We start from the raw sequence: 11,919 nt of genomic DNA, 5'->3' as shown, positions 1-11,919 counted from the left end.
TTCGACTCGATGACCGGAGCCGCTTGCCTCAGCGAGGAAGGCGCATTCTACGCACTTCCTGATGTTTGTCAACCGCTGTTTTCAGCGAATGAAGCGAGCGATTAAAACTTCGCTAACTTCCTGACAAACCGAAGGTTTTCACCTTCTTCGCCGCTGGTAACGCTGGGCGTCCCCGGCAGCGGATGCGTACTTTACGGATTCGCCGGACGTTTGGCAAGCACTATCTTTAAAAAGATCCAGCGCCCTATAAAAAAAGCGGCAGGTCTGCTTGATGGATATGCTCCATAACAAGAGACTGCCGCAAACCACCGAACACAGTACTGATAAAAACGTTTGGCGAATAACCAAAGCGTGCCTGCACACACTACATGTTAGATCTCAAAGCCCAGACCAAAATCTTCGCTGGAGATAGCCATTAAGCTGCCAGCACCGACCTGGATCATCTGCGCATGCGCTTTCGTACGCGGCAGTAGCCGCTGATAGTAGAATCGCGCAGTATTAAGCTTGGCGGCATAAAACGCCTTATCATCACCTTCAAGCGCAACAGATGCTTGTTTAGCCGCTCGCGCAAACAGATAAGCAAGCGCGACATAGCCGGAATACATCAGGTAGTCGACACTTGCCGCCCCAACTTCCTCACGATCCTGCATCGCTTTCATGCCAACCCCCATCGTCAGCTCACCCCACTCTGCGTTGAGCTTAGACAGCGGCTTAACAAACTCTTTAAGCGCAGGGTTATCAGCCTCGGCTTTACAGAATTTATGAATCTCTTTGGTAAAGACCTTGAGCGACTCCCCTTGGCTCATCAGCACTTTTCGCCCCAACAGGTCGAGTGCCTGAATGCCGGTAGTGCCTTCATAGAGCCGCGTAATACGTGCATCACGCACTAACTGCTCCATTCCCCACTCTTTAATAAAGCCGTGACCACCAAAAATTTGTACGCCTTCATTAGTACTCTCAAAACCAACTTCCGTTAGGAACGCTTTAACGATCGGCGTAAGCAGTCCCAGCAAGGTTTCAGCACGCTCTTTTTCTTCACCAGGCTGACCAAGCTCAACGGTGTCCAGCAACTGGGCGGCGTAAAGCACCAGCATGCGCCCACCTTCGGCAAACGCTTTTTGCGTTAGCAGCATCCGGCGCACATCCGGATGAACGATAATCGGGTCGGCAGGTTTTTCGGGCGCCTGCTTGCCTGACAAACCACGCATCTGTAGGCGGTCACGGGCGTAATTCAACGAATTTTGAAAACTGGCTTCAATGAGACCAAGCCCCTGGATACCCACGCCAAGGCGCGCAGCATTCATCATGGTAAACATGCACGCCAGGCCTTTATTAGGCGGCCCAACCAGATAACCAGTGGCACCATCAAAGTTCATAACGCACGTCGCGTTACCATGAATGCCCATTTTATGTTCTAGGGAGCCGCAGGTTACCCCATTGCGCTCACCGGGATTGCCATCCGCATTAGGTAAAAACTTAGGCACGACAAAGAGTGAAATACCTTTTGACCCTTCTGGCGCATCAGGCAGTTTGGCGAGCACCAGATGGACAATATTTTCGGCCAGATCATGCTCACCAGCGGAGATAAATATTTTGGTGCCGGTAATGGTATAAGCCTCCCCAGCGGCTGGCACGGCGCGAGTCTTGATTAACCCAAGATCGGTACCACAGTGAGGCTCTGTTAAGCACATGGTGCCCGTCCAAACGCCTTCCACCAGCTTGGTAAGATACGTCGCTTTCTGCTCGTCGGTGCCATGATGGCGCAGCGCGTCAGCGGCACCATGAGAAAGCCCTGGATACATACCCCAGGCTAAATTGGTCGCGCAGATCATTTCCGAAAGCACCATAGCAAGCGAAGGCGGCAACCCTTGCCCACCGTGCTCGGGATCAGCCGCCAGACTTGGCCAGCCGCCTTCTACGTACTGCTGGTACGCCTCCTTGAAGCCTTGAGGCGCTTTCACCTCACCGCCCTCTAGCACACAACCCTCTTCATCGCCGCTTTGATTAATTGGCAGGAGAACATCACGAGAAAAGCGCGCGCCCTCTTCCAGAATGGCGGCCACTACGTCGGGTGAAGCGTCATCACCTTCTGGCAATGCAGCGTAGTGAGTAGGGTAATCAAGCATTTCGTCCATGACGAAACGCATATCACGCAGAGGGGCCTGATAACTTGGCATAGCACTTCTCCTAAACGGGGAGTTGAAAGCAGCGCTGGATTTCAAAAAAACAGCTTTCAAACACATGTTTGAAAGCTAGCGCGCACCGCAAAGCGAGTCAAGCGAGCGTTTGAATTAAAGCCACATTAACGCTAGTCTTTTGGTCGAAGCATTGAGAATTGATCGGCTAAACGCAAAAAAACTCGCCAGCCGAATTGCTGGCGAGTTGATGTCTAAGCAACGGATGCGCTTTCACTGCATCCGAATACCACCGTCCAACCGAATCACCTCACCATTAAGCATGGAATTAACAATAATATGCTCGGCTAGCTGGGCAAACTCCTCTGCCCTGCCTAACCGCTTGGGAAAAGGAACAGAGGCGGCAAGCGCTTGGGCGGCTTCATCAGGTATGTCGCCCATCATCGGCGTTTCAAACACGCCCGGCGCAATCGCCATGACACGAATAGCATGCCGAGAAAGCTCTCTAGCGGCAGGCAAACTCATCCCCACTACGCCTGCTTTAGAGGCGCTGTAAGCGCACTGCCCCACTTGGCCATCGAAGGCGGCTATAGATGCCGTGTTAATAATCACGCCACGCTCGCCATCCTGATTGGGCGTGTTTTTTGCCATGGCCGCCGCTGCCAAGCGCATGACGTTGAAGGTGCCTACCAGATTGATATGGATTGTTTTGGCATAGGCATCCAGGTCAGCCGGATTGCCCTCCCGATCCACTAGCTTGGCCACGCTAATCACGCCAGCACAGTGAATAACACCCGCGAGCCCTTTTTCTTCGCTCAATTTGGCAGCGACCTCGAACGCCTGCTGCATCTGTTCTGAAGAGGTAATATCGGCCATACAGGCTTTTGCGCGCTCTCCTAGTTGGGCAGCATGACAGCGAATACTGTCTTTTACATCACACAGCACCACCTTGGCGCCAGCGGCCACTAACCGCTCAGCCGTTGCTGCGCCCAACCCAGACGCCGCCCCGGTAATTAAAAACGTGCTCTCCTTTACCTGCATAATGGCTCTCCCTGGATTGATTAATTGTTATGGCCGGCTTGTTCAACCGCTTGCGCACGTAGCTTGAAGCGTTGGATCTTGCCGCTAGGCGTTTTAGGCAACTCCTCGACGAATTCAATGACCCGAGGGAACGCATGGGCAGATAGACGTTCACGCACCTGCTGGCGAATCGCCTCAGCCAGCTCATTGCTTGGCTCGTATCCTTCGCGAAGCACAATATAGGACTTGATCACCTCGCCGCGAATTTCATCAGGCTGCCCGACCGCCGCAGATTCCGCCACGGCAGGATGCATCATGACACTATTCTCCACATCGGTAGGTCCTACCCGGTAGCCAGCGGTGGTAATGATGTCATCATCACGGCCTGCAAACTGGAACGAACCATCCTCATTACAGATCACTACATCGCCGGTCAGATAATAGCCTTTCACAAAGGGGTTTTTCTCTTGCCACGTATACCCTTGGAAAAAATGCGCCGGTGAATGTTCAATATCCACGGCCAATACGCCCGGCTCTCCCGCTGGCAACTCATTATACTCTGCATCCAGAATGGCCAGCCGATAGCCCGGCAAAGGTACGCCCATGCCACCTACATGCTTGGGGTGATCAAGGGTGTGATGATTGTTGCAGGTCATGCCCGTTTCGGTTTGCCCGTAGTGGTCCATCACTGAACAGCCAAGCGATTTTTCGACCCAGTTGACCACTTCAGTATTTAACGGCTCGCCTGCCGAGCTCGCAGCGCGCAGCGATAACGTTTGATAGGCATCATCGAACAACCCTGACGCCTTCATTAAACGATAGGCCGTGGGGGCTGCCGCAAAATTGGTGATCCGGTGACGTTTCATAAAGTCAAGCGCCCCTTCGGCACTAAACCCGGCTTCGCAGAAATGCGTGGTCACACCTAACAGCAGCGGTCCGGTAATGGCGTAGTAAAGGCCATACGCCCACCCAGGGTCCGCCATATTCCAGAAGCAGTCATCATCACGCAGGTCAACGGCAAGTTCCATATACAGCGCAAAGGCGGTCATTGCCGAAAGCGGCACGGCCACACCCTTGGGCTTGCCCACGGTACCCGAGGTGAACATTTGCAAAAAAGGCTGGGTAGGATCAAGGCGAGGCGGCTGGGTCGTCATCGACGCATGCGCCAAGGCAGCCTGCCAATCCAGATCATTTGGATGTTCGCGGCTCGCCCCTCCTACCGTCAGTATTGACGGGCACTGACTCAAGCCGTCAAATTTATCGCGGTTGGCGTGATCGGTGATCACCAGCTTGGTATCTGCCCGGCCTAAACGGTAATCCACTGCATCAGGCCCAAAGGCTGTAAATAGCGGCTGATACACACCACCTATCCGCCAGGTAGCCAGCACAGCTATCAGTAATGCCTCTGACCGAGGCAGCATACAGGCAATGCGGTCTCCCTCTTTTAGGCCTTGCGCCACCAACCAACCCGCCAGCTTGCCACTCTGTTCGTCCAGCTCGGCATACGTCAGGGTGTGCGTTACACCTTGGGTATCCTCATGAATCAGCGCCAGCACTTCTCCGCGCCCCGCTCGCACATGGCGTCCGCAGCACGCTTCAAAAGCATTGAGCTGGCCGTCCTGATAATCATCCAGACGGGCAACCATCTGGTCGATTGAGAAATGCTCAAGATAACCCGAATAATCGGGGAGTGGTGTCGCTGTCATGATGGCTCTCTTATGTTGTTGGTAATGAGCAGTCTTGCAACAGGCGGGGTAACGTTTTAAGTCATGCGTGCATTGCTTTCAGTTTACGTTAACGTAATCCCACAGATAACCTCAACGCTAAAAGCAATCCGCAGGAAGCGCAAGCTATCTACCGCATTAAAGGGTTATACGTTGGTCGAGGAAATACACAGACGAGTCGCTGGCAGCAAGTGCCTATTTACTACTGCTAGAAAAAAGCACTGAGGGCGTCTGGCTGGTTGCTTAAAAAATTAGCGCTTAGCGCGCCATGATCATCGCCACCAGCTCATCCGCAAGGTCATCTGGCGTACGTGGGCCACCTGGGTCATACCAGCGCACGGTCCAGTTCAAAGCGCCCAATATAAATCGCGAAACCAGAAAGCGATCCCCACGGATAAGCTTCGCTTCCAGTGCATCGTCTATAACCTGCACCCACAAGGCCTCATACGCATCGCGCAAATGGCTTAAATGGGCACTAGCGACAGGGTCCAAGCGCCGCCATTCAAACAGGGCCACCACATGGGCATTGCGGTCGGTAAAAAGTGTTTCCAGATGAGCACGTGCCATCGCGCGCAGCCGCGCTTCAGGATCAGACGAGCAGTGCTCAATTGATTGGCGAGCAATCGTTAACGCATTCTGCATTCCTTCCTCGATCACCGCAGCAAGGATTTCCTGTTTGTCTTTAAAGTGATGAAACAGGCTGCCGGACTTGATACCCATTTCCTGCGCCAGCATACGTACAGTGGTACGATCAAAGCCCTCCTGAACAAAAAGCTGAGCCGCTAAACGCGTCAATTCCTTGCGACGCACAGATGTATTTATTACATTCATTTCACTCACACTAGCGCTTGCTTGGTTATCCACGAGAAAACCACAGCCCCGCCAATGGGTCAACGCATCGCTTATTGCCCAGCAGAATAATCACAATAAATCCTAAGGAGTTAGCCAATGAATACTGCAACCGATATCGTATTTCTATCCGCTGCACGCACCCCGATGGGAGGCATGATGGGCAGCTTATCGAGCATGAGCGCCCCTGAACTGGGCGCGGTTGCTATTCGTGCGGCGATTCAACGTGCGGGTATTGAGCCCGATGCAATTGATGAAGGCATTATGGGCTGCGTGCTTCCAGGTGGTGTCAAACAAGGCCCCGCTCGCCAAGCCATGCGTCAGGCCGGTATACCAGATGCGTGCGGCGCAATGACGATTAACAAGCTATGTGGTTCGGGTATGAAGGCCGCCATGCTCGCCCACGACGTGATTAAAGCGGGTAGTGGAAAAATTCTACTGGCGGGTGGCATGGAGTCCATGTCCAACGCACCCTACGTGCTGACCAAAGCCCGCGGCGGTTATCGATTGGGCCACGGCGAGCTCAAAGACCACATGTTTCTGGATGGCCTTGAAGATGCTGAAACGGGCACATTAATGGGCGTTTTCGCTCAGGATATCGCTTCACGGCGAGGCTACACGCGGGAGCGTTTGGATGATTTTGCCATTGCCTCGCTCGAGCGCGCTATCGCGGCTTCCAACGGCGGGCAACTAACAGCTGAAATGGCGCCTGCCACCGTATCTACGCGCCAAGGCGACACGCTTATTGAACATGATGAACAGCCGTTTCAAGCCAAACTCGACAAAATTCGCCACATGCGACCAGCCTTTTCTAAAGACGGCACCATCACCGCAGCAAACGCCAGCTCTATCTCCGATGGCGCTTCAGCGCTTATTGTGGCCAGCGCAGAAGCAGCCGAACGCCACGGCGTGAAGCCATTAGCCAGAATGCTGGGGCATGCAACCCACGCTCGCCACCCCAGCGAGTTTACGATTGCACCAGTAGGCGCCATAGAAAGCCTGATGAAAAAGCTTGGCTGGAGTGTCAACGATGTTGATTTATTTGAGATTAACGAAGCCTTTGCCGTAGTGACGCTAATGGCAATGGACGATTTGGGCTTGCCACACAGCAAGGTCAATATTTTTGGCGGCGCCTGCGCCCAAGGGCACCCTGTCGGCTCTACCGGCTCACGCATCATTGCCACGCTTATTCACGCCCTACGTACTCAAGGCGGCAAACGTGGCATTGCCAGCCTGTGTATTGGCGGCGGCGAGGCCACGGCGGTTGCCGTTGAGCTTATCGACTGACATAAACGACGCGGGGCCAACGCTTTTCAGCGTTAGCCCCGCGCCCTTCTCCCGCTCACGATAGCAGGTCGTTGCCTAACCAAACCGCCCGGTAATGTAGTCGTGAGTACGCTGGTCCTGGGGGTTAGTGAATATCTGATCAGTGGTGTCCACTTCTACCAGGTCACCCATATGGAAGAACGCGGTGCGGTCTGCCACACGAGCGGCCTGCTGCATATTGTGGGTAACCATGACGATGGTATAGCTCTCACTTAGCTCATCAATCAGCTGCTCTACTTTGGCAGTGGCAATCGGGTCAAGTGCGGAGCACGGCTCATCCATCAAAATGACATCCGGACTTACCGCTACCGTTCGTGCAATACACAAACGCTGCTGCTGACCACCTGACAACCCGGTACCTGGCTGATCAAGACGGTCTTTTACCTCTTCCCAAAGCCCTGCGCGGCGCAAGCTGCTTTCTACAATATCGTCAAGCTCGGCCTTACGCCGCGCCAAGCCGTGCAAGCGCGGCCCATATGCAATATTTTCGTAGATGGATTTCGGGAAGGGGTTCGGCTTTTGGAACACAATCCCCACCTGAGCGCGCAGCAATACTACATCACGGTTAGCCGCATAAATATCGTTTTGATCTAATGTAATTTTGCCTTCAACACGACAGATATCGATGGTGTCGTTCATGCGGTTTAAGCAGCGTAAAAATGTCGATTTACCGCAACCGGAAGGCCCAATAAAGGCCAGCACTTCGTTTTCGTAGATATCCAGGTCAATACCGTTAATTGCCTGAGAGTCACCGTAAAACACCTTAACGGCTTCGGCACTCATTTTGACCTTATCTTTCGCCTTGCTAGTGCGGCTTTCACCGCCCCCGACGCTAACCATGGGGGTTGTTGTCATCGGCTCTGTTGAAGTATTCACTTACCACCTCGTCTCGAATTTTTTACGCAACCAAATCGCCAATGCATTCAAGCTTAACATTAGTCCCAGCAATACAATGATGGCCGCAGACGTGCGTGCTTCGAAGAAATTACGCAGCTCATTGCCTTGCCATAGATAGATCTGTACTGGCAGCGCGGTTGATTGATCCAACGGTGTTGCTGGCACACTCGCGACAAACGCGTTCATACCGATCAGAAGCAAGGGCGCTGTTTCCCCCAATGCTTGAGCAACACCCAAAATAGAGCCTGTCAAAATACCGGGAAGCGCCAAGGGCAATACGTGGTGAAATACCGTCTGCACTCGCGATGCCCCGATCCCCAACGCCGCTTGACGAATAGAGGGCGGAATTGAGCGTAACGATGCCCGCGTAGCGATAATAATGGTCGGTAACGTCATCAACGTAAGCACCAGCCCCCCTACCAGCGGCGCTGAAATAGGCAATCTTAAATAGCCAATAAAGATAGATGCGCCCAGCAAACCAAACACAATGGAAGGAACCGCTGCCAGGTTATTGATATTGATTTCAATTAGATCGGTTAAGCGATTCTTGGGCGCAAACTCTTCCAGATAAATAGCGCTTGATACCCCTAACGGCACAGACAGCGCGATGACGATGATCATCATAAACAGCGAACCCATAAAGGCACCGGCCAGGCCCGCTGATGCCAAAGAGCTGCGTGAGTCAGTATTTAAAAATAACGAGGTACTAAACGCGTTACGAATGACGCCAGACGCTTCAAGCTGGTCAGCCCAGGCGCGCGTTTGAGCACTTAGCTGTTGGCGTGCATCCGGCAAATCACGATCAATATTGCCTTTGATCCAGACATCCACGTTCGCACTCGCCAGCATCTTGAGTTCGACGGTTTGCCCCAACAGCGAAGGATCTTCAATAAACCGATCACGCAACGCGTAGCGCTCGCCAGAGGTGACAAGCGCACGCAGATCACGTAACGGCGGCCCCTCTACCTCTACCCCCAACGCCTCTTCCAGAGCGTTATCAATTAAGGATTGCCAATTGGCCAGCCCTGCTTGTGTTTCCCACTGTAAAAAACGCTCTTCAAACTCAAACTGGCTCTCGCCACTAGCGCGTTCAGGCTTGGGCTCAAGCTGGATAATCTCAGGGTCGAAATACACATCCATATACATGGTGGCTTGCCAAAACGCAGGCACACCACGCATCAGGATACTGATAAACAGGATGGCGACCAGCGCCATACCGGTGATAACAGCGGCGAGACCCATCCGCCGGAAGCCGTTCTCTTTGCGATGCCGTTTCGCCAGCGACTTTTCAATCGTCATCAGCCGATGTTGCCGACGCTGCTCAATCGTTATGGACATAGTCACTTACTCGTATTGCTGGCGATATTTACGCACGACAACCAGTGCGATGACGTTTAGGCCTAAGGTGATCACAAACAGGGTAAGACCAAGGGCAAACGCAACCAGTGACTGGGGGCTTGCAAAATCCATATCCCCGGTCAGTTGGTTAACAATCGTTACGGTAATAGTCGAGACCGCCTCGAAAGGGTTGGCATGCAGTACAGGATTATTACCAGCGGCCAATACCACAATCATGGTTTCCCCAATCGCACGGCTAGCTGCCAGCAAGAAAGCACCCACGATGCCGGGAAGTGCGGCGGGCAATACTACCTGCCGAATCGTTTCTGACTTGGTGGCACCCAAACCCAGCGCGCCATCCCGCAGCGACTTAGGCACTTGGGTAATAATGTCGTCAGACAGCGAGGAGACAAAAGGAATGATCATGATCCCCATGACCAGGCCCGCTGTTATCGCGCTGGTTGTGCGAATATTAATGCCAATCAGATCACCAAAAGCGGAGAGAAAGGGGCCCACAACCATCAGCGCGAAAAAGCCATAAACAATGGTCGGGATACCCGCCAAAATCTCAATCACCGGCTTGGCCACATTGCGCAACCAGGGCGGCGCGTACTCTGCCATGTAGATTGCGGTCATTAACCCAACAGGAATCGCTACCAACAGTGCAATGCCACTGACCATTATGGTGCCCCAGAGGAGGGGTAATAAACCAAACTCCCCTTGGTCAGAGGTACCAGAGGTGCTAAATCGAGGGTTCCAGGTAGTGCCAAAAAAGAAGTCGGCGGGACTAATAAAACTAAAGAACCTCATTGCCTCGCCCAGCATGGAGAGCACAATGCCAATCGTTGTAAATATAGCAACAGCCGAGCTTGCGGCTAGCGCAAACATAATAACCCGTTCAACCTGGTTACGGGCGCGCCACTGGGGCGTGATACGCCGCCGTGCAATGACCAGGCCCGCCACAGATAGCACGGCGACTAATGCCACCAGGCTAAAATTTTCAAACGTTTGAAGCCTTGCCATATGTGCCGCAGCGGCCCACTCTTCAGGACTACCACCACCCGCTACGCCACGTTCATTTGCCAAGGCAGTTACACGATCCAGAAACGTTTGCATTTCACGGTCGCTCATACTGGCAACCATGTCAGTAGGCAACTGCTGAATAACCAGCATGTCGATTAACTGAGGGGCTAAAAATGACCATAACAAAAATATAGCGAGTGCAGGCAAGCCGCACCAAAGCGCCACAAGCGTACCGTAATAGCCCGGCCGCGAATGCATTCGTACATCTTGAGTTGCCGCAACCGCACGGCTGCGCGTCAAGCCTAAATGGTATGCCAAGGCCATCAACACCAACAGCGTGGCTATCAAGGCAAAGTTGCTCATTATCTTTCCGCCTTTGACTTGCTACGTTTAAGCGCCAGCATCAACTGCATGATGCTGGCGCAAAAACAAACTTAATAAGGTACACCGAATCTGAAGCATTGCCGCACTTAGTCGACGCTTACGACCGTACGGGATTCGAACTGCTCAAGCACTTGGCTACGCTCGCTCTCATCCATCGGGATCAGACCAGCGTCTTCCAGCGGGCTGCCATAGCCAGAGGTCATTTCGTTCAGGAAGAACTCCGTGTATTCCGCCAGGCCAGGAATCACGTCAATGTGCTCGCCTTTCACGTAGAAGAACAGCGGACGAGAAACCGGATACTCACCAGAGCCAATCGTTTCCAGGCTAGGTGTTACACCATCAACGGTCGCCACTTGCAAGCGGTCACGGTTTTGATCGTAGAAGCTAAGACCGAAGACACCTACTGCATCTTCCTGAGCATCCAGGCGCGCCAGGGTTTCGGTGTAATCGCCGGCAATTTCAACGATACGGCCATCGCCACGCAGGTTGATGCAAGCATCGCCTTCTACTTCAGCAACAGTGTCACAACCCGGGTGAACGACTTTCTCTTCAAAGACTTCACGCGTACCGTGGTTGGAAGCCGGGATAACCAGTACGATTTCCTGGTCAGGCAGGTTGCTGTCGATTTCAGACCAGCGGGTGTAGGGGTTATCAACCAGTTCGCCGTTTTGCGGCAGTTGAGCAGCCGCCGCTTTGAAAACATGCTCAGGCGTTAGGGCAAACTCGCCACGATCAAGGCGCGAGGCAAATACAATGCCGTCGTAGCCGAATTGGATTTCAATAATTTCGTTAACACCGTTTTCGGCACAGCTCTCAACCTCACCGCTACGAATTGAGCGAGAAGCGTTAGCGATATCGATGGTGTTTTCACCAACGCCCTGGCAGAACTGACGAAGGCCGCCACTTGAACCACCAGAACCAACTACCGGCGTATTAAACTGAGAATACGTATTACCAAACTCTTCAGCCACGATACCTGCAAACGGCAGTACAGTAGAAGAGCCCGCAATTTGGATTGTGTCGCGAGCCATGGCAGCGCTTGAAACACCTACCGCTAGACCGGCTACTACTGCAACACTTAGCGTATGCTTTTTCACGTCGTGTTCCCCTCTGGTTTGATATCCGGCCAGCTGATGCTTACCGGAAGAGTTGGCCTTCTGGCCTTTCACAAAGGAGAGTTTGCACACGTATCATTGCAGAAATATGACAATCTCTAAATCGTT

The 11,919-nt window shown here is 53.0% G+C and carries 9 protein-coding genes; 1 reads left to right on the top strand and 8 read right to left on the bottom strand.

What is annotated here, in order from left to right; genetic code table 11:
* Nucleotides 1–371 precede the first annotated feature (371 nt).
* From ACT3TY_RS04720 to ACT3TY_RS04705, 4 genes are all read right to left on the bottom strand, one after another.
* On the bottom strand, nucleotides 372–2,177 hold the full coding sequence (locus ACT3TY_RS04720) for an acyl-CoA dehydrogenase C-terminal domain-containing protein (RefSeq protein ID WP_441678724.1): 1,806 nt from the start codon (nucleotides 2,175–2,177) through the stop codon (nucleotides 372–374).
* 231 nt (nucleotides 2,178–2,408) lie between these two features.
* Nucleotides 2,409–3,176 carry an SDR family NAD(P)-dependent oxidoreductase gene (locus ACT3TY_RS04715; protein WP_193054906.1) on the bottom strand — a complete coding sequence of 256 codons (768 nt, stop codon included), beginning with the start codon at nucleotides 3,174–3,176 and terminating at the stop codon, nucleotides 2,409–2,411.
* Between the two features lie 20 nt (nucleotides 3,177–3,196).
* Nucleotides 3,197–4,861, bottom strand: a complete 1,665-nt coding sequence (locus ACT3TY_RS04710) for an AMP-binding protein (protein ID WP_441678726.1) — start codon at nucleotides 4,859–4,861, stop codon at nucleotides 3,197–3,199.
* 276 nt (nucleotides 4,862–5,137) lie between these two features.
* Nucleotides 5,138–5,710 carry a TetR/AcrR family transcriptional regulator gene (locus ACT3TY_RS04705; RefSeq protein ID WP_444627482.1) on the bottom strand — a complete coding sequence of 191 codons (573 nt, stop codon included), beginning with the start codon at nucleotides 5,708–5,710 and terminating at the stop codon, nucleotides 5,138–5,140.
* A gap of 117 nt (nucleotides 5,711–5,827) precedes the next feature.
* Here ACT3TY_RS04705 and ACT3TY_RS04700 point away from each other — a divergent pair, with 117 nt between their 5' ends.
* Complete coding sequence (locus tag ACT3TY_RS04700; RefSeq protein ID WP_087106607.1) at nucleotides 5,828–7,015, top strand: acetyl-CoA C-acyltransferase; 1,188 nt, start codon at nucleotides 5,828–5,830, stop codon at nucleotides 7,013–7,015.
* A 75-nt stretch (nucleotides 7,016–7,090) separates the two neighbouring features.
* Here the strand turns inward: ACT3TY_RS04700 and pstB are convergent, their stop codons facing one another.
* From pstB to ACT3TY_RS04680, 4 genes are all read right to left on the bottom strand, one after another.
* Nucleotides 7,091–7,894, bottom strand: coding sequence for a phosphate ABC transporter ATP-binding protein PstB (pstB, locus tag ACT3TY_RS04695; protein WP_192527557.1), 804 nt, complete (start codon nucleotides 7,892–7,894; stop codon nucleotides 7,091–7,093).
* Nucleotides 7,895–7,930: 36 nt separating this feature from the next.
* Entirely contained in the window at nucleotides 7,931–9,289 is a 1,359-nt protein-coding gene (gene pstA, locus ACT3TY_RS04690) for a phosphate ABC transporter permease PstA (protein ID WP_444627481.1), read from the bottom strand.
* 6 nt (nucleotides 9,290–9,295) lie between these two features.
* On the bottom strand, nucleotides 9,296–10,675 hold the full coding sequence (gene pstC / locus ACT3TY_RS04685) for a phosphate ABC transporter permease subunit PstC (RefSeq protein WP_444627480.1): 1,380 nt from the start codon (nucleotides 10,673–10,675) through the stop codon (nucleotides 9,296–9,298).
* 107 nt (nucleotides 10,676–10,782) lie between these two features.
* Nucleotides 10,783–11,793, bottom strand: coding sequence for a substrate-binding domain-containing protein (locus tag ACT3TY_RS04680; protein ID WP_172117052.1), 1,011 nt, complete (start codon nucleotides 11,791–11,793; stop codon nucleotides 10,783–10,785).
* Between the last annotated feature and the right edge of the window lie 126 nt (nucleotides 11,794–11,919).

It is taken from the genome of Halomonas sp. AOP22-C1-8, assembly GCF_052378905.1.
Taxonomy (GTDB): domain Bacteria; phylum Pseudomonadota; class Gammaproteobacteria; order Pseudomonadales; family Halomonadaceae; genus Vreelandella; species Vreelandella citrativorans.
This window is presented reverse-complemented; position numbering and strand designations above follow the sequence as displayed.